The sequence below is a fragment of the Achromobacter veterisilvae genome, assembly GCF_900496975.1.
GTDB classification, from domain to species: Bacteria; Pseudomonadota; Gammaproteobacteria; order Burkholderiales; family Burkholderiaceae_B; genus Achromobacter; species Achromobacter veterisilvae.
Map to the genome: position 1 here is coordinate 37,451 of NZ_UFQC01000040.1, position 21,556 is coordinate 59,006.

19 protein-coding genes are annotated in these 21,556 nt (G+C 70.8%); 7 read left to right on the top strand and 12 right to left on the bottom strand.

Annotated elements, in window-relative coordinates:
* Positions 1-2: 2 nt before the first annotated feature.
* Both AVE30378_RS26660 and glgA read right to left on the bottom strand, forming a co-directional pair.
* On the bottom strand, positions 3-3,200 hold the full coding sequence (locus AVE30378_RS26660) for an alpha-1,4-glucan--maltose-1-phosphate maltosyltransferase (RefSeq protein WP_129245320.1): 3,198 nt from the start codon (positions 3,198-3,200) through the stop codon (positions 3-5).
* 14 nt (positions 3,201-3,214) lie between these two features.
* Positions 3,215-4,777 (bottom strand): glycogen synthase GlgA, encoded by a 1,563-nt coding sequence (gene glgA, locus AVE30378_RS26665; protein ID WP_129245288.1) that lies wholly within the window; start codon positions 4,775-4,777, stop codon positions 3,215-3,217.
* Between the two features lie 206 nt (positions 4,778-4,983).
* Here glgA and AVE30378_RS26670 point away from each other — a divergent pair, with 206 nt between their 5' ends.
* From AVE30378_RS26670 to AVE30378_RS26685, 4 genes are all read left to right on the top strand, one after another.
* Positions 4,984-6,756 carry a thiamine pyrophosphate-requiring protein gene (locus tag AVE30378_RS26670; protein ID WP_129245290.1) on the top strand — a complete coding sequence of 591 codons (1,773 nt, stop codon included), beginning with the start codon at positions 4,984-4,986 and terminating at the stop codon, positions 6,754-6,756.
* A gap of 48 nt (positions 6,757-6,804) precedes the next feature.
* Positions 6,805-7,092: a hypothetical protein gene (locus AVE30378_RS26675; RefSeq protein WP_244235155.1), complete on the top strand. Its 288-nt coding sequence runs from the start codon at positions 6,805-6,807 to the stop codon at positions 7,090-7,092.
* Positions 7,079-7,417, top strand: coding sequence for an ElaB/YgaM/YqjD family protein (locus AVE30378_RS26680; RefSeq protein ID WP_129245292.1), 339 nt, complete (start codon positions 7,079-7,081; stop codon positions 7,415-7,417). The genes AVE30378_RS26675 and AVE30378_RS26680 overlap by 14 nt, the downstream gene beginning before the upstream one ends.
* A 138-nt stretch (positions 7,418-7,555) precedes the next feature.
* On the top strand, positions 7,556-8,665 hold the full coding sequence (locus AVE30378_RS26685) for a DUF748 domain-containing protein (RefSeq protein WP_129245294.1): 1,110 nt from the start codon (positions 7,556-7,558) through the stop codon (positions 8,663-8,665).
* On the opposite strand, the gene AVE30378_RS26690 is transcribed toward AVE30378_RS26685, so the two are convergent.
* From AVE30378_RS26690 to AVE30378_RS26700, 3 genes are read right to left on the bottom strand one after another with little or no spacing between them, the layout of a single operon-like run.
* Entirely contained in the window at positions 8,649-9,680 is a 1,032-nt protein-coding gene (locus AVE30378_RS26690; RefSeq protein ID WP_129245296.1) for a lysylphosphatidylglycerol synthase domain-containing protein, read from the bottom strand. The genes AVE30378_RS26685 and AVE30378_RS26690 overlap by 17 nt on opposite strands.
* Entirely contained in the window at positions 9,677-10,870 is a 1,194-nt protein-coding gene (gene clsB / locus AVE30378_RS26695; protein ID WP_129245298.1) for a cardiolipin synthase ClsB, read from the bottom strand. The genes AVE30378_RS26690 and clsB overlap by 4 nt, the downstream gene beginning before the upstream one ends.
* Positions 10,867-11,634, bottom strand: a complete 768-nt coding sequence (locus AVE30378_RS26700; RefSeq protein ID WP_129245301.1) for an endonuclease/exonuclease/phosphatase family protein — start codon at positions 11,632-11,634, stop codon at positions 10,867-10,869. The genes clsB and AVE30378_RS26700 overlap by 4 nt, the downstream gene beginning before the upstream one ends.
* Before the next feature lie 165 nt (positions 11,635-11,799).
* Here AVE30378_RS26700 and AVE30378_RS26705 point away from each other — a divergent pair, with 165 nt between their 5' ends.
* Positions 11,800-13,437: an ABC transporter ATP-binding protein gene (locus AVE30378_RS26705; protein ID WP_129245303.1), complete on the top strand. Its 1,638-nt coding sequence runs from the start codon at positions 11,800-11,802 to the stop codon at positions 13,435-13,437.
* Positions 13,438-13,448: 11 nt separating this feature from the next.
* On the opposite strand, the gene AVE30378_RS26710 is transcribed toward AVE30378_RS26705, so the two are convergent.
* The 4 genes from AVE30378_RS26710 to AVE30378_RS26725 are packed head-to-tail and all read right to left on the bottom strand — an operon-like array spanning position 13,449 to position 17,138.
* Positions 13,449-15,593, bottom strand: coding sequence for a TonB-dependent receptor (locus tag AVE30378_RS26710; protein ID WP_208742447.1), 2,145 nt, complete (start codon positions 15,591-15,593; stop codon positions 13,449-13,451).
* 48 nt (positions 15,594-15,641) lie between these two features.
* Entirely contained in the window at positions 15,642-16,046 is a 405-nt protein-coding gene (locus AVE30378_RS26715; RefSeq protein ID WP_129245304.1) for a DUF2946 family protein, read from the bottom strand.
* A gap of 59 nt (positions 16,047-16,105) precedes the next feature.
* A complete protein-coding gene (locus tag AVE30378_RS26720) occupies positions 16,106-16,819 on the bottom strand; it encodes an MgtC/SapB family protein (protein WP_129245306.1) in 714 nt (237 codons plus the stop codon).
* A gap of 19 nt (positions 16,820-16,838) precedes the next feature.
* On the bottom strand, positions 16,839-17,138 hold the full coding sequence (locus AVE30378_RS26725; RefSeq protein ID WP_244235156.1) for a hypothetical protein: 300 nt from the start codon (positions 17,136-17,138) through the stop codon (positions 16,839-16,841).
* 725 nt (positions 17,139-17,863) lie between these two features.
* On the opposite strand from AVE30378_RS26725, the gene AVE30378_RS26730 reads away from it, so the two are divergent.
* Positions 17,864-19,441: a TerC family protein gene (locus tag AVE30378_RS26730; RefSeq protein ID WP_129245308.1), complete on the top strand. Its 1,578-nt coding sequence runs from the start codon at positions 17,864-17,866 to the stop codon at positions 19,439-19,441.
* Positions 19,442-19,483: 42 nt separating this feature from the next.
* On the opposite strand, the gene AVE30378_RS26735 is transcribed toward AVE30378_RS26730, so the two are convergent.
* The 3 genes from AVE30378_RS26735 to AVE30378_RS26745 all read right to left on the bottom strand — a co-directional run bounded on the left by AVE30378_RS26735 (position 19,484) and on the right by AVE30378_RS26745 (position 21,208).
* The gene (locus tag AVE30378_RS26735) at positions 19,484-19,924 is read right to left on the bottom strand and encodes a hypothetical protein (RefSeq protein WP_129245310.1); all 441 of its coding nucleotides are present in this window, start codon (positions 19,922-19,924) and stop codon (positions 19,484-19,486) included.
* Positions 19,925-20,126: 202 nt separating this feature from the next.
* Positions 20,127-20,762 carry an FMN-dependent NADH-azoreductase gene (locus AVE30378_RS26740; protein ID WP_129245312.1) on the bottom strand — a complete coding sequence of 212 codons (636 nt, stop codon included), beginning with the start codon at positions 20,760-20,762 and terminating at the stop codon, positions 20,127-20,129.
* The gene (locus tag AVE30378_RS26745; protein WP_129245314.1) at positions 20,759-21,208 is read right to left on the bottom strand and encodes a GNAT family N-acetyltransferase; all 450 of its coding nucleotides are present in this window, start codon (positions 21,206-21,208) and stop codon (positions 20,759-20,761) included. The genes AVE30378_RS26740 and AVE30378_RS26745 overlap by 4 nt, the downstream gene beginning before the upstream one ends.
* A gap of 65 nt (positions 21,209-21,273) precedes the next feature.
* Here AVE30378_RS26745 and AVE30378_RS26750 point away from each other — a divergent pair.
* Positions 21,274-21,556: GntR family transcriptional regulator (locus AVE30378_RS26750; protein ID WP_129245316.1), on the top strand; the 283-nt coding region annotated here is incomplete at its 3' end.

Here is a 21,556-nt window from a genome sequence, read left to right on the forward strand (position 1 = left end):
TGTCATCCGCGCAGCGACAGGCGCCACACGCGATAGGGTTGATCGGGGTGCAGCGTCACGGCGCGGGTCTTGCCCCGCCAGTCCTCGCGGCTTTCGGCCAGCAGGTCTTCGGCGGCGATCCCGCCGGTGTCTGGCTGGCCGAACAGCCAGAGCGGAGCCTCGATGCGCGCCTCCTGGGGCTGGAACGGGTCCAGGCTGATGGCCGCCAGCACGACGTTGCCGTGGCCGGGCGTGCTCTTGTAGAACGCCAGCACGCGGTCGTTGCCGCTGTCCGCGACGGTCAGGCCGCGATGGCTCTGCAGCGCGGGATTGGCGCGGCGGATCTGGTTCAGGCGGGCGATCTCGGCGCGGATGTTGCCCGGCGCGTGCCAGTCGCGCTGGCGCAATTCGTACTTCTCGGAGTCCAGGTATTCCTCCTTGCCAGGCAGGGGCGCGGCCTCGCACAGCTCGAACCCGCTGTAGACGCCCCAGAGCCCGGATCCCAGCGCGGCCAGGGCGGCGCGGATCAAAAAGCCGGGCCGCCCGGACGTCTGCAGGAAGTAGGGGTTGATGTCGGGCGTATTGACGAAGAAATGCGGACGGAAGAAGTCCGCCGCGGGCGGCGACGAGACCTCCCGCAGGTACGCGGCAAGCTCCGCCTTGCCGTTGCGCCAGGTGAAATAGGTGTAGGACTGCGTGAAGCCGATCTTGGCCAGCCGGTACATCATCTTCGGCCGCGTGAAGGCTTCGGACAGGAAGATCGCGTCCGGGTACAGGGCATGGACGTCCGCGATCAGCCATTGCCAGAAAGGCAGGGGCTTGGTGTGCGGATTGTCGACCCGGAAAATGCGCACGCCGTGGCCGGCCCAGAACAGCACCACGTCGCGCAGCGCGCGCCACAGGGCCAGCCTGCGGGCGTGCCGGGGCGGGGCGCCGTAGAACGCAACGTTGACGATGTCCTCGTACTTCTTGGGCGGGTTCTCGGCATAGCGCAGGGAACCGTCCGGGCGCCACGAGAACCAGTCCGGATGCTGCGACAGCCAGGGATGATCCGGCGAGCACTGGATCGCGAAATCCAGCGCCACCTCCATGCCGTGGCCGCGCGCCGCGTCCACCAGCCCCAGGAAATCCTCCAGGCTGCCCAGCCGCGGCTCGACCGCGTCGTGCCCGCCGTCGGCGCCGCCGATGGCGTAGGGGCTGCCGACGTCGTCCGGCTCGGCGCGCAGGCTATTGTTGCGTCCCTTGCGGTTGCGCTGGCCGATGGGATGGATGGGCGGCAGGTAGAGCACGTCGAACCCCATGGCGCGCACGTCGGGCAGGCGCGCGATGACGTCGCCGAAGGTGCCGTGCCGCCCCGGTTCCGGCGACTGCGAACGGGGGAACAGTTCGTACCAGCTTGAAAAGCACGCCTGGCGGCGGTCCACCCAGAGCGGATAGGACTGGGGGCCGAGGGTCTCGAACGGCCGGTCGTCGAGCGCGCGCATGGCGCGGGCGAGCTTTCCGTCCAGCAGGACCGCGACCTGCTCCGCGGCCGGCGGTTCGGCTTCGCCGGGGCCCGGCGCGCCGAGCCGCTCCAGCGCGTCGCGCACGGGCGCGGCGTCGGCGGCGGACGCCGCGTCCGCGCGCGCCAGCGCATCGCGCAGCAGTTGCAGGCCTTCCTGCACTTCCAGGCGCAGATCGAGGCCGGCCTGGTGCTTGAGTTCGAGGTCGTGCCGGAAGGTCTGCCACGCGTCCAGCCAGGCGCTCACCATGAATTCGTGGGCGCCGATGCGGCGCGGCCGGAACGCGGCCTCCCAGCGGTCGTTTTCGCCTCGCACCAGCGGCGTGGCGCGCCAGCGCGTTTCGTCGGCCGCGCGCCAGCGCAATTCCGCTCCCAACTGTTCGTGGCCGTCCATGTAGATGTCCGCCTGGACCGCGATGCGTTCATGGGGAATGCACTTGACCGCGAAGGCGCCGCCGTCCACCGCGGGGCTGACCCGCTCGACCGCGATGCGCGGGCTCGCGCTGCCGTCCGCGCGGGAGCGGTGGCGCCGGGACGGTTCGCGCACCGGCTGCGTGGGTTCGAGCAGGAACAGGGCGCTGTCCCCGGGAGCGAGGACCTCGCCTGGCGGCGCGTCGCCCACCGGCGGCGCCAGCGGGACGATATCGGCGGGGGGAAGCATCGGCGCCAGCGCGTCCCAGTCCAGTTCGGCCTCGGCGCCGGCCGAGGGGTTGATGGCGAGCGCCGCCGTGGCGCCTTCGGCGGTGCCGCGCAACAGCACCGTGCAGCGGCCGTCCCGGCCGCCCGCCAGGCGCAGCGGCCCTTGCAGGCGCGCGTCGGCGAACCAGCGGTTGACGGCCTCCACGTCGGGCAGCGCGCGCTCGTCCTCATCGTCCAGCATCAGGCCGTCCGCGCACAGCGCCGCGGCCCAGAGGGCGCGCCTGCCGCGAGCGCCCGGCCCGGGGCCGGCAAGGCCGGAACCCGGCGGCGAGGCGATCACGGGCCCGATGGCGCGCAGCCGGGCGTCTTCGTCGGCCAGCCATTTGGCCTTGAAGTCCCACCAGGGCAGGGACGAGAACAGGCCGTCGAAACCGGCGTCGCGCAGGCCGGCCAGCGCCGCGGGCGCGAGTCCGGCCGCCCAGGCCAGCAGCCGCAAGCCCGGGTGATGGCGCCGCAGCGTCGTCGCCAGCGCGGCCCAGTCCTCGCCCCGCAGGGATTGCGGCGCATGGAAGGCGAAGCCCGTCGCGCCATGGCCGGCCCAACGCTCCAGCCGCGCGGTCCAGGCCGCCAGGAAGCCGGGCGGCAGGGGCCCTTCCGGCAGGAATTGAACCAGGCGCGCTTCCGCCGGCTGGCGCGGGTCGAGCGCGGGATCCTGCGGCGGGGGCAGGTACCAGCCCGGGCCGGCGGTGCCGGGGACCGCGCCGCGCGCGCAACGGTCCAGCACAATATCCACATACAGCGCCAGTCCATGCTCGGACAACTCCTCGGCGGTGCGTAAGAGCCACTGCGTGATGGGGACCTGCGCCCCGTCCTGGAGCGCGCGGTCGGCGTCCAGGGGCGCCCGCGTGCCGCCGTCGGGGCCTGTCAGCCAGGGGGCCGGCAGCAGCACGGCGTTGAATCCGCGTTGCCGCAGGCGGGCGTAGAGCGCGGGGCCCGCGGGCGGCTGGTCCGGCGCGCCGCCGCGCGCGTGGTACAGGCGCAAGGGCGCCTGGACGGAGACGGCGGCGGTCGTGGTCGGCAGCACCGCAGCCCTCCCTAGACGGGCGCCGGCATGGCGCTGCCGGACTGTTGCCGCGCGCCCAAGGCGGCGCCGAGGGCGCGGTCGGCACGCGCCGCAACAGCGTCGCGGGCGTCGGGACCGGTCAGGGACCGGTACAGGCTGGCATACAGGCCGATGGCGGAGCGCCAACTGAAATCGGCGCTCATCGCGTTGCGCTGCATGGCCCGCCACAGCAAGGCGTGCTCGCGCAAATGCACCGCGCGCGCGATTGCCTCGCACATCGCCGCGGGGCTGTCCCCGTCGAACAGCAGGCCGTTGGCGGACGCCATCGCGGAGAGCGGCGCGCGAGGCCCCGGATCCTCGATGGTGTCGGCCATGCCGCCGACCCGCGAACCGATGGGCAGCGCGCCGTAGCGCATGGCGTACAGCGGCGTCAGGCCGAAGGGTTCGAAGCGGCTGGCGTGCAGCAGGATGTCGGAACCGGCATGCAGACGGTGGGCGGCCGCTTCGTCATAGCCGATGTGGGCGGCGCAGCGTCCCGGGTAGCGCCGGGCCAGCGCTTGCAGCGCGTCTTCCAGGCGCCGGTCGCCCCGGCCCAGGATGGCGACCTGCAATTCCGGATGGCGTTCCAGCGCCTCGGGCAAGGCCTGCACGGCCACGTCCGCCATCTTCTGTTCGGTCAGGCGGCTGCCCATGGCCATCAGCGCCGTGCCCGGTGCCGCTTCCAGTCCGTATTCATGCTGGAGGGCGGCCTTGCAACGCGCCTTGTTGGACAGGTCGCGGACCGAGAAGCGCAGGGCGCCCAGTTGCGGATCCCTGGCCGGGTTCCACAGTATGTCGTCGATGCCGTTGGGAATGGGCAGCAGGTCCCCCGCGCGCTGGCGCAACAGGTCGTCCAGGCCGCAGCCGAAGGCCGGCGTCATGATCTCGCGGGCGTAAGTGTGGCTGACGGTGGTGACGCGGTCCGCGTAGCGGATGCCCGCCTTCAGGAAGTTCAGCCGGCCCCAGGCGGCGGCGCCGTCGCTGCCGCGGCAGCGTTCCGGAATGCCCAGCGCCGCCGCGCATTCCAGCGGAAACTGGCCCTGGAACGCCAGGTTGTGGATCGTCATGACGCTTCGGGTATCGCGCAGGCCCTGGGCGCGCAGCAGCAGCGGCACCAGCCCCGCGTGCCAATCGTGCGCGTGCACCAGGTTGGGGCGGACGATGCCCGGAAGGCCGCCGGCCACGCGCGCCGCCGCGTGCGCCAGGGCCGCGTAGCGCACCGCGTTGTCGCCGTACTCGCAGCCCTGTTCGTCCAGGTAGATGCCGGCCCGATCGTAGAGCGCGTCGTTCTCCAGCAGCAGGAAATCCAGCCCCGATTGCGGGCAGGTCCCCGCGACCAGCCTTGCGTCGCCGCCGGGGAGATTGTGCAGGGGAGCCACCTCGCGGACCCGCTTCAGGCGGGCCCGCACGCCGCGGTAGGCGGGCAGCAGCACGGTCAGCGGAATGCCGGCCTGCGCCAGCGCCCGCGCCATTCCCGTGATGGCGTCTCCCAGGCCGCCCGTCTTGGCCAGGGGAAACGCCTCGCCCGCCACTATCAGGGTTCTGATCTTCGCCATGCCTGCTCCCGGTGAGTTGCGAGGCGCCGGAAAAAAGCGACGCGTCCGCCGAAGCCGTTTCAGGCGCAAGCGCCGTGCCCGGGGCGCCGGGTTCAACCGGCGCCCGGGATGTTTCCCTATGTATCGGATCGGGCGCGCGCAGGCTCCGGCATGGGGCTTGCTGTCCCTTTCCCATGGCCTTGCGCCGTCCACATTGGGAGAAGGGTATGAAAACTGTGTCGGACTTCGTCCTCGAAAGACTCACGCAGTGGGGGGTCAAAAGGGTCTACGGCTATCCCGGCGACGGGATAAACGGCCTGATCGGCGCCTTCGGCCGGACGGAGGCGCCGCTGGAATTCATACAGGCCCGCCACGAAGAGAGCGCCGCGTTCATGGCGTGCGCGCACGCCAAGTTCACGGGACAGGTCGGCGTCTGCCTGGCGACCTCGGGCCCCGGCGCGATCCATCTGCTCAACGGCCTGTACGACGCCAAGCTCGATCACCAGCCGGTGGTGGCGCTGGTCGGCCAGCAGGCCCGCAGCGCGCTGGGCGGCGACTACCAGCAGGAGGTCGACCTGATCAGCCTGTTCAAGGACGTGGCGCACGATTTCGTGCACATGGCGGCCAGCGCCGAGCAGGCCCGCCACATGATCGACCGCGCCTTGCGGATCGCCATGGAGCGGCGCGGCGTCACCTGCGTCATTTTTCCAAACGACGTGCAGGATTTGCCGGCCGTGGAGTCGCCGCCGCGCGAACACGGCATGGTCCCCACCGGCATCGGCCTGACCTCGCACGCCGGCGTGCCCGGCGAGGCCGCCTTGCGCAACGCGGCCGACATCCTCAACCGCGGGGAGCGGGTCGCCATGCTGGTGGGCGCGGGCGCCCTGGAGGCCGGGCCGGAGGTCTGCCAGGCGGCCGAGCTGCTGGGCGCCGGCGTGGCCAAGGCCTTGCTGGGCAAGGCGGCGGTGCCCGACGGCCTGCCGTACGTGACGGGCTGCATCGGCCTGCTGGGCACGCAGCCCAGTTGGGACATGATGAACGAGTGCGACACCTTGCTGATGGTGGGCACCTCGTTCCCGTATTCGGAATTCCTGCCGCGCGAAGGCCAGGCGCGGGCGGTGCAGATCGACCGCGACGGACGCAAGCTCAGCCTGCGCTACCCCGTGGAAGTGGGCCTGGTCGGCGACAGCCGGCTGACCCTGCAGGCCCTGATCCCGATGCTGGAGCGGAAAACGGCGCGCCGCTGGCGCGAGCGCATCGAAAAGCAGGTGGCGCGCTGGCGCCGCACCGTGCGCGAGCGCGCGATGGTCGAGGCCCGGCCGCTCAACCCGCAGCGCGCCTTCCTGGAACTGTCGCAGCGGCTGCCCGCGCAATGCATCGTCACCTGCGATTCGGGTTCCGCCGCGAACTGGTACGCGCGGGACGTGGACCTGCGCGAAGGCATGATGGCGTCGCTCTCGGGCGGCCTGGCCACGATGGGCTGCGGCGTGCCTTATGCGCTGGCCGCCAAGCTGGCCTATCCGGACCGGCCCGTGGTCGCCCTGGTGGGCGACGGCGCGATGCAGATGCTGGGCATCAACGAACTCATCACCATCGCCCACCGCTGGAAGGACTGGGCGGACCCCAGGCTGATCGTCATGGTGCTGAACAACGGCGACCTCAACCTGGTGACCTGGGAGCAGCGCGTCATGGGCGGCGATCCGCGCTTCGCGGATTCGCAGTGGCTGCCCGAGTTTTCCTACGCCGACTACGGCCGCCTGCTGGGCCTGGAAGGCATGCGCGTCGACAGGCCCGACGACGTGGGCCCCGCCTGGGACCGGGCCTGGGCGGCGGACAGGCCCGTGGTGCTGGAGATGGTGACCGACCCCGAAATGCCGCCGCTGCCGCCGCACATACCGGCCAAGCAGGTCGGCGCCTATGTCCGCGCGCTGCGCAAGGAAGACGCGGCGGCGGGCGGCGCGGCGCTGCGCGCCACGATCAAGCAATGGTGGGCGGGCTGAGCCCGCCGGCGCCATTCCCTCGCTTTGCGTACCGTTCAGGAGGCCATCATGGCAGAGCCCACATCGCCCACCCCGCCGCGGCCCGGAGAAGGTGGCCGTCCCGCCCCGGACCAGAGCCCGGCCGAGCAGCAGCCGCCCGATCCCTCGGACCGCAAGCCAGACAAGCACGGCCACTGGCCGCCCGACAGCCTGCCCAACCCCTTGCCCGGCCTGGATCCGCAGCAGACGCCGGGCATCGACCGGCTGGCGGGCACGCCGCTTGCGGACGCTGCCCGCAACCGCGCCGGGCGGAGCCGGAAGCGGAGTTTTCCAAGGAGACCCTATGAGCAAGCATGAAAGATTGCGCGACGTGTTCCATCCGGCGGACAGTTCCGCGCGTACGGTCCGGGAACTGATATCCGGGACCGAGGCGCTCTTGCGCAGCACGGCCAGCTATGGCGGATCCGAGATAGAATCGGCCCGGGACCGGCTCAAGCAGCAACTGGAAGCCGCGCGCGAGCAGGCCAAGGGCTGGGAGCGGGCCGCCTGGGACCGCGCCCGGGACGCGTCGCAGGCCGCCGATGAATACGTGCATCAGAACGCCTGGAAGAGCATGGCTGGCGCGGTGCTGATCGGCGTGCTGGCCGGCGCCTGCCTGATGTCCGACCACCGGCGCCGCTGAAGGCGGGCGCGCCTCATCCTTTTTGCCCATTGATGATCCGGGGCGGATCCAGGACGATGCACAGGTTGTGCCGGGCGCAAGGCTGCGCGGAAGCGGAGTCCGGCGCACCGGCCTCAACCTTAATTTCGGGAGCGCTCGATGAGCATGAACGCAGTCTCGCGAGGCGGCCGGTCGCCCTGGGGCAACGCCCTGGCGGTCGTGGTCCTGCTGGCCGCGGTGGCTGCCGTCCTGGCGTTCGCCGCGGTCCGCATCGCCGAGCAGCGCATCGCCAGCATGCTGGGCCCGCGCGGCCAGGTGGCCGACGTGCGGGTCGGATTCACCCAGGTGGTGCTGCGGGACGTGGCGGTGACCGGCGGCCCCGGCATGGCGGACGCGCGGGCGCGCCGCATCGTGCTGGAACCCGACTGGTCGGCCTTGCTCCGGCAGGAGGCCGTGTTCAGGCGCGTGGTCGTCGAAGGCTTCGATTTCGCGGTCGTGCGCGAGGCGGACGGCGGCATGAACATCGCTCCCGCCTTGCAGTCCGCGCTGCGCACCGGCGAACGCGGCGAAGGCGGTGCGCGCCGCGCGGCGGCCATCCGGATCGATGACCTGGCGCTGCGCGACGGCCGCCTGACGTTCGAGGACGCGGCGGTTTCCAAGCCCCCGCACCGGATTCCGTTCACCGGCGTCCAGGCGCGCCTGCGCCCCGTGGCCATTCCGGGGAACGGCGAGCGCAGCGACATGGAGTTCAGCGGCGATATCGACGCGCAGCGTGGCGGAAAGGCCACCGTGCGCGCCGAGGGCTGGCTGGTCGTGGGCGGCACGGACGCGGACATCAAGGTCAGCGTGCGCAACATGGACATCCGCCACGCGGCGCCGTACCTGGCGGACAATGGCGCGGGGTCGCTCGCCGCGGGCACGATGGACCTGGACATGAAGACCGCCATCGCCCACCGCGAACTGCGCGCCTCGGGCGCCGTGGCCTTGCACGGCCTGAAGTTCAGCGGGGAGGGCACGCTGTTCTCGCTGCCCCGCAAGGCGGTGCTGGCCGCGCTCAAGGACAATACCGGCGCGCTGCGTTTCGATTTCTCGCTGGCGGGCAACCTGGACAATCCGAAGTTCTCGGTGACCCGGGGCTTTTCCGCGCAGGTGGCCCAGGGATTCGCCCATGCCGTCGGCGTGGGCGCCGAGGGCGCGGCCGAAGGCGTGACGGGCGCTGTGAAGGAGCTGGGGAACGCCTTGTCGGATCTGCTCAGTCCGAAGCCCTGAACGGCGCCTCGGCCGGTTTGCCCGGCGGGTCCGGGCGGGCCGCCGCCGCGGGCGCCGCGCGCCGCCCGCGCCGCAATCGCAGTTCGGCCAGCGAAAAGGCCAGCAACGCCAGGCACAGGGGCGCGAAGGCGTAGAGTGCCCGGTAGACGAGCGCGGCGCCCAGCACTTCGTGGGCCGGGATCCGCGGCGCCAGCGCCGCCACGAAGATCGCTTCGGTGGTGCCCAGCCCGCCCGGCACGCGGATGATGACGGCGGCGAAGCTGGTGCACAGCAGAACGCCCAGCACCGCCGGGTAGCTCGCCTTGCCTTGCAGCAGCACATAGACGATGGCGCCCATGATGGCCCACGACAGGACGGCCACGGCGCTTTGGGCGACGGCCATGCCGGCGCCCGGCAGGGCCGCGTGCTGCCCCATCCACGTCCAGGTCCGGCGGCGCGCCCGGGCGCAGAAGACCACGTAGGCGGCGGCCAGCGCCAGCAGCGCCGCGCCGGGCAGGCGCAGCACGTTCGGGCCGATGCCCCAGCCTTGCGGAACCGGCACGGCCCCCATGAGGAACAGGGCGCCGGCCAGCCAGCCGTAGCCGATCCAGTTCGACGCGGCCGAGAACAGCGCGACCCGGGTGGCGACCGACTTGCGGCAGCCCAGTCGGGCGTACAGGCGCAGGCGCGCGCCCAGTCCGCCGACCAGCACGCCCAGGTTCAGGTTCAGGGCGTAGCTCATCATGGCCACGCCCAGCGTCTTGGGCCAGGGCAGGGTGTGGCGCGTGTAGCGCTTGGCCAGCAAGTCCATGGCGCCGTAGGCCAGGTACCCGGCCACGACGAGGCCGGAAGCCAGGGCGATGGTGCCGGCCGGAATCCTGCGCATCGAGATCCAGACCTGCGGCCAATCGACGGCGCGGCCGAAGTGGATCAGCAATCCCGCCACCACGATCAGGACCACCGCGGGGAGGGCCCGCTTGAGCCGGGGCCAGCGGTGCCGCAGGGCCCGCGTCAGCGTGGATCGGAACACTCTCATGCCGTCTCCCTTTCGGCCGCCATCGGCAGGGATTGCAGGCGGGGTTTGTGGGCGGGCAGGCTGCCCGCCCAAGCCGGGAAGCGCCGCAGGAAGTGGAACACCACGACGCCGATCCACAGGCGCCGCAGCCGCCGGGTCGAGTTCGGGGGCAGCGCGATCTGCCGGCAATCCTGTTCGATGAGCCGGTCCAGGCTCCGGCGCAGGGCGGTGTTCAGCCCGGTGTCGCGCGCCACCACATTGGCCTCCAGATTCAGGGCCAGGCTCAGCGGATCCAGGTTGCTGGAGCCCACCGTCGCCCAATCGCCATCGACGCAGGCGACCTTGCCATGCAGCGGCCGCTTGCAGTATTCGTAGATTTCCACGCCGGCGTCGATCAGGTAGTCGTACAGCATGGAGGCCGCCAGCCGGGCGACCAGCACGTCGGGTTCGCCTTGCAACAGGAGCCTGACCCGCACTCCCCGGCGGGCGGCGTTGGCCAGGTCGCGCAGCAGTTGGTAGCCGGGAAAGAAGTAGGCGTTGGCGATCAGCACGTCGTGCCGGGCCGCCCGCACGCCCGCCCGGTAATAGCGTTCGATATCGGTCCGGTGCTCCACGTTGTCGCGCACGACCAGGCGGCCGCCGCCGTCGCCCGCCGGCATCGGATCCCAGCGCGCCGGCCGCCGACCCAGCCGCCGCGGCCGGCCGCCGGCCAGCGCGGCGCGCGCGTAGTCCGCGATGTCCGCGGCCAGCGGGCCCTCGATCCGCACGGCGTAGTCCTGCTTGGCCTCCGGGCCGTAGTCGGGCAGGTGGTCCGCCGAGAAATTGATGCCGCCCACGAAGGCATGGCGGCGGTCCACGGCGACGATCTTGCGGTGCATGCGGCGGAACACATTGGTGCGCACGCCCAGGAACCGCGGACGCGGGTCGAAGACATGGACGCGGATGCCGCTGTCGGTCATGGCGCCCACGAAGGCCTCGCCCAGCTCGTCGGAACCGTAGCCGTCCACCGTCAGGTCCACGCTCACGCCGCGACGGGCCGCCGCGATCAAGGCGCGCTGGATCTCCTGTCCCACGGCGTCGTCGAAGAGGATGAAGGTCTCGACCAGCACCTCCTCGCGCGCGCCGGCGATCGCCTCCAGCACGGCGGGGAAGTAGCCGGTGCCGTTTTCCAGCAGCGTGTACCGGTTGTGTTCGCGCCAGCACAGGTTCATAGCGCAATCTCCGCGCAGATCGGCACGTGGTCGGACAGGCGCGACCACACGCGCGAGGCCAGCGGCACCGGCTGCCAGTCGCGGACGCCGCGCACATAGATGCGGTCCAGCCGCAGCAGGGGCCAGCGCGCGGGAAAGGTGCGCGCGGGCCGCCCGAGGCGCGAGGTGAACACTTCGCGCGCGCCGCAGTCGCGCATCGCGCCGTCGGCGCGCAGCCGCCAATCGTTGAAATCGCCGGCGATCAGCAGCGGCTCGCCGGCCGGCACGCCGTGGGCCACCAGTTCGCACAGGCGGGCCAGTTGCCGGCCCCGGTGCCGTTCCAGCAGCCCCAGATGCACGCAGATCGCGTGCACGGGCGAGGGCAGCGCGGGCAGCCGCAGCACGCAATGCAGCACGCCGCGGCGTTCGTGGCCGTCCATGCTGACGTCGTGGTTCTCATAGCGCTCGATGGGATAGCGCGACAGGATGGCGTTGCCATGGTGGCCCGCGGGGTAGACGGCGTTGCGGCCATAGGCGAAATCGGTCCACAGCGTGTCGGCCAGGAATTCGTACTGTGACAGCGGGGGCCAGGCCTGATGGCGCTCGGCGTGTCCCTGGTGTTCGCCCAGGACCTCCTGCAGGAAGACGATATCGGGGCCGGCCTCGCGCAGGGCATCGCGCAGTTCATGCAGCATGAAGCGGCGGTTGAAGCTGGTAAAACCCTTGTGGGTGTTGACCGTCAGCACGGTCAGCGTGGTGGCGTCGATGTAATGCGAGGCGGCCATGGGGGCTCCGGGAAAGGCGATCCCGACAGCGGAGCAAGCCGCGTGCCCGGCGGGTAAGCGGCCGTAACGCGCCGCCGGGATCCGCATGAGCAAATGCGAAAAGCGCATTTCCCAAGCCGGCGCGGCCGCGCCTATGATTCCCAGCTTCCTTCCTGCGGAACGCTCATGGCCGAATTGCTGCGCATCGACAATCTCACCGTGGACCTGCCGCCGGGCGCCGACAGGCCGCATGCGATCAAAGGCCTGTCGCTGTCGGCGCACGCTGGCGAAATCCTGTGCGTGGTGGGCGAAAGCGGCTCGGGCAAGTCCCTGACGGCCGGCGCGATCCTGGGGCTGCTGCCGCAGGGCGTCCGCGCCAGCGCCGGACAGGTGCTCTGGGAGGGGCAGGACCTGCTGCGGCTGCCGCCCGACGCGCTGCGCCGCCTGCGGGGCAAGCGCATCGGCATGATCTTCCAGGAGCCGATGACGGCGCTGAACCCCTTGCGCACGATCGGCGACCAGATCGCCGAAGTCTTCCGCACGCATACGCGCCTGCCGCGAGCCGAGATCCGGCGGCGCACGCTGGACCTGCTGGAATCGGTGCGCCTGCCGGATCCGGCGCGGGCGCTGGGCGCGTACCCGCACGAACTGTCCGGCGGGCAGCGCCAGCGCGCCATGATCGCCATGGCGCTGGCGCTGGAACCCGCGCTGCTGATCGCCGACGAACCGACCACGGCGCTGGACGTCACGACGCAGGCGCAGATCCTGCACCTGATCCACGACCTGCAGCGCCGCAAGGGCACGGCCGTGCTGTTCATTACCCATGACTTCGGCGTGGTCGCCGAGATCGCCGACCGCGTCGCCGTGATGCAGCGCGGCGAACTGGTGGAAAGCGGAACGGCGCAGCAGGTGCTGGAGCATCCCCGGCATCCCTACACGCGCGCCCTGATCGGCGCGGTGCCGCCGCTGGCCGCCAGCGCCACGCGACCCGCGCCAGATGCCGGCGCGCCGGCCATCCTGCGCACGCAGGGTCTGTCCAAGACCTACCGCAAGCGCGGCTGGCTGGGCCGCCCCGGCCGGGAAACCCGCGCGCTGGACGATGTGACGCTGACCCTGCGCCAGGGCGCCACCCTGGGCATCGTCGGCGAAAGCGGATCCGGCAAGTCCACGCTGGCGCGGACCTTGCTCGGCCTGGCACTGCCCGACGCGGGCGGCATCACGCTGGACGGCGAACCCCTGGCGCTCAAGGGCGCCGCGGCGCGGCTCGCCCACGCCAGGCGCGTGCAGATGGTGTTCCAGGATCCCTACGGCTCCTTGAATCCCCGCCAGCGCGTGGGCGAGATCGTCTCGCGCGGGCCCATCGTGCACGGCGCGTCGCGGGCCGAAGCGCTGGCGCGCACCCGCGAATTGTTCGAACTGGTGGGCCTGTCGCCCGATGCCCTGCGGCGCTATCCGCACGAGTTCTCGGGCGGCCAGCGCCAGCGGATCGGGCTGGCGCGGGCGCTGGCCATGCGTCCGCAGGTGCTGATCGCGGACGAGCCGGTGTCCGCCCTGGACGTGTCGGTCCAGGCCCAGGTGCTGGCCCTGCTGGCGCGGCTGCGCGAACAACTGGGCCTGTCCATCCTGTTCATCACCCACGATCTGCGCGTGGCCGCGCAGGTCTGCGACGACGTCGCGGTGATGAAGGACGGCCGCGTGGTGGAAGAAGGGCCGTGCGCGCAGGTGTTCGGCCAGCCTTCGCATCCCTACACCCAGGCGCTGCTGGCGGCCGTGCCGGGCCGCCGCTGGGACCCGGCCGCGGCCGCCTTGCGCCAGGCGGCCTGAGAAGCCGGGCCTCAGAACCGGTAGTTCGCGCTCAGCTCCACGCGGCGGCCTTCGCCCAACAGCCACTGCGTCTGGTTGTAGTACGCGGTTTCCGCGTACTGGCGGTCGAACACATTGAACGCGCGCAGGGCCAGGCTCAGGTCGCGCCGGGGTTCCCATTGCAGCGCCAGGTTGGTCGTGGTGTAGCCCGCCATCTCCAGCCGGTTGGCCGCGTCCGCGTAGCGCTTGCCCACGTAGCGCAGGCCCGCGCTGGCTGTCCACTGAGGCGCGAACTTCCAGCTAATCCAGGCGTTCGCCACGCGTTCGGGCACGTCCGTGGGCACGTTGCCGTTGCGCGATACGCTGACCCCGTTGACGGATTCGTTGAAGTCGTCATAGCGCGCCCGCAGCGCCACCGCGTTGAGATCCAGGCGCCACGCGGGCGACAGTTCCACGCCCAGGGTGGCTTCCAGTCCGCGCGAGGATTGCTCGCCCACCTGGATGCGCAGCGCCGGGTCGTTCGGATCGCGCGTCACCAGGTTGTTCTTGCGGATATGGTAGGCCGCCAGCGTCCATTGCCCCTTGCCGTTCCAGAACGTCTGCTTGACGCCGACCTCCACCTGCTTGCCCTCCGACAGCTCGAAATCCTTGTTGGTGGGCGACAGCAGCAGCAGGCTGCCGATGGGGTCCGCGGCCTGCGCGTACTGGCCGTAGACGGACAGCGTGGGCAGCACGTCGTAGACCGTGCCGACCCGCCAGCCGACGTTGGTGAAGGTGGTGCGGAACGCGGTCTGGTCGGCGACCAGGTCGCGCCGCTTCAGGTCGATGTGGTCGTACCGCAGGCCGCCCAGCACGGACCAGGCGGAGGTCAGCATCAGCCGGTCCTCGGCGAACAGCGCGTACTGGGTGGCGGTGTTGCGGTAGCGCGGCGTAGTGCCCGCGACGTTGATGAAGCGCCCGTGGTCCACGTCGTAGGGATCCACCAACGACGTCCCGGAGTAGGGGGAATTGTTGGTGTGCTTGAGCGAGGCGCGGTTCAGTTCGAACCCGACCGCGACCTTGTTCGCCAGCCCCAGCAGATGGCCGTCGAAGGTGGCGTCGGTGATGGTCCCGGCCTGCTCCTGGTCGTGGCGGATATCGGTGTAGGCGCTGCGCTCGATCATGCCGCCGGGCACCCACGCGTAGTTCTCGGCATCGCGGTAGTCGCGGTCGCTGCCGATGTAGTACACGCGGCTGCGGACCTGGGTGGCCGGATTGGGCGACCATTCCGCCTTCAGTTCGGTCCGGCTGTCGCGGTAGATGATCTTGCTGTCGGCCACGTTGTAGTTCTGCTTGCGCAGCGAGTAGTCCATCGTGCCGTCCATCAGCGGGGTGCCGAAGTAGCGGGTGGGCTCCTGCCAGGCGTAGGCCTGCGTCAGCGTGAAGTTCAGTTCGGGCGACACGTCCAGCCTGAGCGCGGCGGTGACCGCGGCGTCGCGCGAGTCGCCCAGGCTGATGCCGGTGTCGCTGTGGTTGCCGCTGACGTCCAGCCGGTACGACCATTTATCGTCCAGCGCGCCGCCGCTGCCCAAGCCCAGGCGCTGGGTGTCGTGCGTGCCCACGGTTGCCTGGATCTCGTTCTCGATGGGCCCGCGGGTGGGCTTCTTGGGGATGACGTTGACCACGCCGCCGATGGCGCCTTCGCCATACAGCACCGAGGCCGGGCCGCGCAGCACCTCGATGCGGTCCACGGCCCACGGATCGTAGATGAACGTCTGCCCGACGCCGCCGTACTGGCGCACGCCGTCGTACAACTGGGCGACCGAATTGGAATCCGTGAAGCCGCGCGAAGACAGGGACGAGCCGCCGTTGCCGGGATGACGCATGGCGCTGATCCCGGCGGCCTGGGTGATCGCGTCGGTGACGGTCGCGGCGCCGCGTTCGCGCAATTGCTCGTTGCTGATGATTTCGATGCTGGCCGGCGTCTCGAAGGGCGTCAGGCCGAGCAGCGTGCCGGTGCCGGTCGGCTCCAGCAGGGTGAGGGGCGGCGCGTCGCCCGAAACGGAGATGCTGGGCAGGGTGGCGACGGGCGCGTTCTGGGCGTGCGCGGGAACCAATACGGGCGTGAAGGCGAGCGCGGTCCAGACGGCCGCGCGCCGCTTCGGGACGCGGCGCGTCCCGGCGGAAGAAGAAGACATGGGTACTCTCGGTAAGCTGGGGATTGCAGCCGCAAGCGCGGCCGGGATCTAGCGCGATACCGGGAGGGAAGGCGGGGCGCGGGCCCCAAGAGGCCCGCCGAAGGCGGAGGACCGGGCCAGGACGGGCGGCGCCCGCGCGGCCAGCGGATGGGTCATGGCGGCCGCCGCCGCGGTCAGCAGCACCGGCGAAGGCGGCAGCGCCACCGCGGCCAGCGCGATGCCCGTCGGGCAGCTCGCGGCTTGCGCCGCATGGCGTTCGTCGGGCGCGTCGCCGGGCTTGCTCGGGCCCGCGACCCAGATCGGGCCCGCGGCCGAACATAGCTGTATCAGTGCGCCGCCTTGCTGCGTGGCGGGCATGAATCCCTGAGGCACTATCGCCTTCAGCGCGAACAGCGCCATCACCAGCCACAGGCTGGCGGCGTTGCGGGCGAGGGAGCTCAGGGGACGGCGCATGATCGGCGCCTATTCTAGAGCCTTTCCTTGCTGGCGTCCCCCTGGGATCCGCTATGCCCTTATACCGCGCGGGCCGCCCAGAATGCCGTGCGCACGGCGGGCGAGGCCGCGATGCCGGCGATCACGCGGTCCAGGTCCAGCTCGTCGACCGAGGCTTCGCTCAGCGCCGCTTCGATCTCCACTTCGTTCTCGCCGAACTGGTCGATCTTCAGTTCCGACAGCGGCAACTGTTCGGATTCCAGCACGTCTTCCAGGACGGTCATGGCCGCCTGCCGGTCTTCCATTTTCGCGATGAGGTGGATGACCGTGGTCACTTCCGTGGTCTGCGCATCCACCGGCTGGCGGTTGACGTAGCTGACGACCGGCCGCAGCAACGTATTGGCCGCGAGCACGAACGCCGTGGCCGCCACGGCTTCCAGCATCAGCGACGCGCCGGCGCAGGCGCCGATCGCGGCCGATCCCCACAGCGTGGCCGCGGTGTTCAGCCCGCGGATGCTGCCGCCTTCGCGCATGATGGCGCCCGCTCCCAGGAAGCCCACGCCCGACACCACGTAGGAAATCACGCGCGCGCCGCCGTCCGCGCCGCCCACCCGGAACGCCATGTCCACGAAGATCGCCGCGCCCACCGCCACCAGCACGTTGGTGCGCAGGCCGGCCGTGCGCTGCCGGAACTGGCGTTCGATGCCCACGATGGAGCCCAGCACGAAGGCGGTAAGCAGGCTGACCAGCGTATTGGCCAGGGTGAGGAATTGGATGTTCTCGAAGTTCTTCATCGTCTTCTCCCCGTTTCGCTCAGGCCGGCAGCACGGCGATGTCGGCGCCGGACTCGTGCTGCCAGTGCACGCGCCGCACGTCGGGGCTCTGGCCCAGCCGCAGGGCGATGGCGCCCAGTTGCTTGCGCTGCTCGGGCGCGCAGCGCAGCGTGACGACCGTGGAGGCCAGTTGGCTGGCGTCCGCCCGCGACACGCGCACCTCCACCACGCGCAGGTCCAGGTCCCGCAGTTCGTAATAAAGCTGCTTGCGCAGCGCGTTCAGGGTGGCGCCGAGGCTCACGATGGTGAATCGGTAAGGCAGGAATTGCTTGATGCGCATGATCGTCTCCTTGAGGGGGGAGCACGGTGGGGAGCCACATGCATGCGCCGCCGGGCCGGCGGGATACGCGCGCGGCAAGGCCGGCGTATCGCGTCGGTAAGCGGTAGGGGGAGGGCGGGGGCCGGGATGCCGAACGCATCGGGGCCGGGTGCCGGTTCCTGGCTTTGCGCAGGACCGGCGCGGATCAGGTCCGCGGATCCTGCGTCAAGCGGCGCTTGCAGTCGTGTTGCGACTACATCCGTCGTTGTCCACGTTGATCTCTTGATGGGTTGAAAGTGGCGGCAGTATAGCGTCTGGCTTCGCCGAATGCCAGGGTAAACACTGATAAAGCCGGATTTTTCCGTGCCATTCCCCGCGGTTCGAACCAGGTTTCAGGTAGTATTCAGGTTCCAGTAAGAAAGAGAGCAAGGTGGATGCGCCGCCGCAACGCTGCCCGGCAGCCGGCGCCGTCCGCCATTTATGACCGACGACCCTCCCTCTGACAAGGCGCCGCGCCGGCGCCCGACTCCCCCTCCCGGCATCGCCGCGGCGCCCGCCGCAAGCCTGTCCCACGATCCGTTCCCGTCCATGGCGGCCCTGCCGCGCCCGGGCTGCCGCGCTCCGCCGCGCGCCGCCCCGCGGGCCTTTGCGCGCCTGTGCCGCAGGCCTTGCGCCCATCGCGCGTCCTTCCCCTTCGATCCTGGCGGCGCCATGTCGCGCCGCGTCACGCTTTCCGTGGAACCTTGATGATTTTCGATTGGATGTCCGATCCCACCGCCTGGCTGGGCCTGGCGACCCTGGTCGTGCTTGAAATCGTGCTGGGCATCGACAACCTGGTGTTCATCGCCATCCTGGCGGACAAACTGCCGCCCGCGCAGCGCAACCGCGCCCGCATGATCGGCCTGACGCTGGCGATGGTCATGCGCCTGGGCCTGCTCGCCAGCATCGCCTGGGTGGTCACCCTGACCGAGCCCCTTTTCACGCTGCTGAGCGCCGAGATCTCCGGCCGCGACCTGATCCTGATCCTGGGCGGCCTGTTCCTGCTTTTCAAGGGCACGATGGAACTGCACGAACGGGTGGAGGGCGGCGCCGGGCACGACGCCGGCCACCGGCCGCAGCACGCGGTGTTCTGGCAGGTGATCCTGCAGATCGTGGTGCTGGACGCGGTGTTCTCGCTGGATTCCGTGATCACCGCCGTGGGCATGGTGCAGGACCTGAGCATCATGATGATCGCGGTGGTGCTGGCGATGGCGGTGATGATGCTGGCCAGCCGTCCGCTGATGGGCTTCGTGGCCCGCCACCCGACGGTGGTGATCCTGTGCCTGGGCCTGCTGCTGATGATCGGCTTCAGCCTGGTGGCCGAAGGCCTGGGCTTCCACGTGCCCAAGGGCTACCTGTATGCCGCCATCGGTTTCTCGATCCTGATCGAACTGTTCAACCAGTTGGCGCGCCGCAACCGCGCCCGCGGCACCCATGCCCTGGGCCGCCGGCAGCGCGCGGCGCAAGCCGTGCTGCGCCTGTTGCGCGCCCGGCCCGCGGGGCAGGACGGCGGACAGGCGGACGAGATGATCGCGCTGGTCGACGGCGCCGGCGGCGAGCCCGCGTTCGCGCCCGAGGAAAGCACCATGATCGAACGCGTGCTGTCCATCGGCGCGCGCGACGTGCGGTCCATCATGGTGCCGCGCGGCGATATCGCCTGGCTGGACGTGGCCGATACGCCCGAGACCGTCGTGCGCAAGTTCGGCACCGGCCATTCGCGCCTGCCGCTGTGCGCGCGCGACCCGGCCAACGTGCTGGGCGTGCTGCATTTCAAGGACGTGCTGCCGCTGCTGCGCAACCCCGGCCCGATCGACCTGGTGGAGCTGGCGCGCGAACCGCGCTACGTGATGGAGACCACGCCGGTGCTCAAGGTGCTGGACGAACTGCGCGCCTGCCGCGACCACATGCTGATCGTGGTGGACGAGCACGGCGTGTGCGAAGGCCTGGTCACGCCCATGGACGTGCTGACGGCGGTGGCGGGCGACCTGCCCGAGCACCAGGAGGACCGGCCCGAGGCGTTGCAGTTGTCGGACGGCTCATGGCTGCTGGACGGACGCCTGGCGGTGGGCGAGGCCGCGCGCCTGCTGGACGCGCCGGCGCTGGCCGACGACTATCCGGACGCCACGCTGGCGGGCTGCCTGCTGCGCGCGGGCGGGCGGATCCCCGAAGCCGGCGAGACGATTCCCTGGCGCGACTGGCGCTTCGAAGTGACCCGGCGCGACGGCCTGCGCATCGACCAGGTCCGCGCCAGCCTGGCCGGGCAAGAGGCCGCCCGGGCGGATTGACCGCGGCGCGGGGGGCTTTGCAGCGCCGCCGTCGGCCGCCGGTCAACTGCATATCCGCCGCCAGGGCGCGATGCCGTTGGGCGGGCAATATCCCGCGCATGGAGTGGCGATGGACGTGCCGCTCTGGCAGCGCAGTTCGGACGCCTTGGCGCCATACGGCACGGAGCCCTGGCAATCGCACATGGCCAGGCCGCTGCCCGAGGGCAGCTTCCCGGCCGCCTCGGGCGGTTCCGCCTTGTCCGCCCTTGGGGCCCCCTGGGGACGGGCGGCCGGCGGCGGCGGGTCGCCGTCATCTTTCCCGATGATGCCGCGCACTTTGGCGGCGGGCATGTTGCAGGCTTTGGCGATGGCTTTCACCGAACGTCCGTCGTCGGCCATGGACTGGATCTTCCTGTCGCTGCACGCGGCGTCGGCGCGCGGCAGCGCCAGCGCATACAAGGCCAAGGCGATGGCGGCGAGTAAGCCCGGTCTACGCAAGGTCATGGCGCGCTCCTGCACGAAAGCCCGAATGAAGGAATAGGCCGCAAGCCCTAGGGCGAAGGCGGTCCGCGAAAAGCGTAGAGCCCGTCATTCGGCAGTGTCAATGCGCCCCGATTAAATCCTCCGGAAGGCCGGGATCGCTTGTGCGGCGGTCGTATCCATAGGGATGAGCCCGGCTTGGTGAGTCCGCAATGGCCCGCCCGCACTACGCCGCGATCGCGCGGGCGCCGAACGCGTGGGCCGCGATGTCGGCCTCGGCCTTCGCTCGCGCCGCCTCCAGCGCCGCGGGGCCCCGGGCCGTGCCCTGGACGGAAAAGAACGTCACGTCCGCAAGCCCGATCGTGCCCAGCACATGCCGGAGATAGGGCGTCAGGAAATCCGGCTGGCGTTGCGCGCCGCTTTCCGAGAACTCGCCGCCGGACGAGATCGCGACGTACACCGGCCGGTCGGACAGGCTGCCCAGCTTGCCTTCGGCGGTGATGCGGAACGTGTGGCGCACGCGCACCACGTGATCGATCCAGGCCTTCAGGGAAGACGGCACCGTGAAGTTGTGCATCGGCGTGGCGATGACGATGTGGCTGGCGTCGCGCAGCGAGCGGATCAATTCCGCGGATTGGCGCAGCGCGCCGCGTCCCAGGACCTCGTCGGGCGGATCCTGCGGCGCGCTCAGGGTGGCGGCGTAGTCGGGGTCGACGTGGGGCAGGGCGGTGGCGTCCAGTTCGGTCACGGACGGCGCAGCCCCGTCGGCCGCGCCGGCGATCCGCTCGACGATGCGTTGCGACAGGCGATAGCTTTCGGAGGCGCGGCCCCGGGGGCTGCAGATGATGCGCAGGATGGTCATACGGCGGGAGTTCCAGGTTTCTTGCTGAATCGGATGGCGCTGGTCAACAGGCCGGATCGGAAATAGAAGCGCTGGGCCAGGGCGTTGGCCAGGCCGGTGTCCAGCACCAATTGGGCGCAGCCGCTGTCGCGGGCGATGCCGTCCAGGGCCTCCAGCAGCCGGGCGCCCCAGTGATGGCCCCGGCGGGCGGGCGAGACGACCAGGTCGTCCACGTAGAGAAAGCGGCCGTAGATCAGGTTTTCCTGGAACCGGTAGCCGGCCAGCGCCACGGCCTGGCCGGCCTCCATGGCGGCCAGCAGGCGGTAGCGTTCATGGCGCATGCGGCCGACGCGCTCGATGAAGTCGGCCTCGTCCGCCAGGTGGGGACGCAATTCGCGCATCAGCGGCAGGCAGGCCCGCAGTTCGTCGGGGGTCTCGATATGGCGCAGGGATGTGTCGTGTGTCATGGATGCCATGGTAGGCAGCGCATGACATAATTTGAAGGGCCATAAAATGAAATTTGGACTATGCCATGATCAGCCCTTCTTCCCTGGACCCGGCCGGCGCCGACCGCCCCTTGTACCGGCAGGTCTATGAGCGGTTTCGCGGCGCGATCGCCCAGGGCACGCTCAAGCCCGGCGACCGCGTTCCGTCCGCGCGGGCGCTGGCCAAGGAACTCGGCGTGGCGCGGGGCACGGTGGAGGTCGCGTATTCGCTGCTGGCCTCCGAGGGCTACATCCAGGCGCGCGGCCAGGCCGGCACGGTGGTGTCGCCCGGCCTGCAGCCGCAGGCGGCCGCCGCGGCGCCGCCGCCCG

Excerpts from the sequence above, each read along its gene's own strand:
- glgA (WP_129245288.1), bottom strand. The coding sequence starts at position 4,777 with ATGGCGAAGATCAGAACCCTGATAGTGGCGGGCGAGGCGTTTCCCCTG.
- AVE30378_RS26670 (WP_129245290.1), top strand. The coding sequence starts at position 4,984 with ATGAAAACTGTGTCGGACTTCGTCCTCGAAAGACTCACGCAGTGGGGG.
- AVE30378_RS26675 (WP_244235155.1), top strand. The coding sequence starts at position 6,805 with ATGGCAGAGCCCACATCGCCCACCCCGCCGCGGCCCGGAGAAGGTGGC.
- AVE30378_RS26680 (WP_129245292.1), top strand. The coding sequence starts at position 7,079 with ATGAGCAAGCATGAAAGATTGCGCGACGTGTTCCATCCGGCGGACAGT.
- AVE30378_RS26685 (WP_129245294.1), top strand. The coding sequence starts at position 7,556 with ATGAGCATGAACGCAGTCTCGCGAGGCGGCCGGTCGCCCTGGGGCAAC.
- AVE30378_RS26690 (WP_129245296.1), bottom strand. The coding sequence starts at position 9,680 with ATGAGAGTGTTCCGATCCACGCTGACGCGGGCCCTGCGGCACCGCTGG.
- clsB (WP_129245298.1), bottom strand. The coding sequence starts at position 10,870 with ATGAACCTGTGCTGGCGCGAACACAACCGGTACACGCTGCTGGAAAAC.
- AVE30378_RS26700 (WP_129245301.1), bottom strand. The coding sequence starts at position 11,634 with ATGGCCGCCTCGCATTACATCGACGCCACCACGCTGACCGTGCTGACG.
- AVE30378_RS26705 (WP_129245303.1), top strand. The coding sequence starts at position 11,800 with ATGGCCGAATTGCTGCGCATCGACAATCTCACCGTGGACCTGCCGCCG.
- AVE30378_RS26710 (WP_208742447.1), bottom strand. The coding sequence starts at position 15,593 with ATGTCTTCTTCTTCCGCCGGGACGCGCCGCGTCCCGAAGCGGCGCGCG.
- AVE30378_RS26715 (WP_129245304.1), bottom strand. The coding sequence starts at position 16,046 with ATGCGCCGTCCCCTGAGCTCCCTCGCCCGCAACGCCGCCAGCCTGTGG.
- AVE30378_RS26720 (WP_129245306.1), bottom strand. The coding sequence starts at position 16,819 with ATGAAGAACTTCGAGAACATCCAATTCCTCACCCTGGCCAATACGCTG.
- AVE30378_RS26725 (WP_244235156.1), bottom strand. The coding sequence starts at position 17,138 with ATGCGCATCAAGCAATTCCTGCCTTACCGATTCACCATCGTGAGCCTC.
- AVE30378_RS26730 (WP_129245308.1), top strand. The coding sequence starts at position 17,864 with ATGATTTTCGATTGGATGTCCGATCCCACCGCCTGGCTGGGCCTGGCG.
- AVE30378_RS26735 (WP_129245310.1), bottom strand. The coding sequence starts at position 19,924 with ATGACCTTGCGTAGACCGGGCTTACTCGCCGCCATCGCCTTGGCCTTG.
- AVE30378_RS26740 (WP_129245312.1), bottom strand. The coding sequence starts at position 20,762 with ATGACCATCCTGCGCATCATCTGCAGCCCCCGGGGCCGCGCCTCCGAA.
- AVE30378_RS26745 (WP_129245314.1), bottom strand. The coding sequence starts at position 21,208 with ATGACACACGACACATCCCTGCGCCATATCGAGACCCCCGACGAACTG.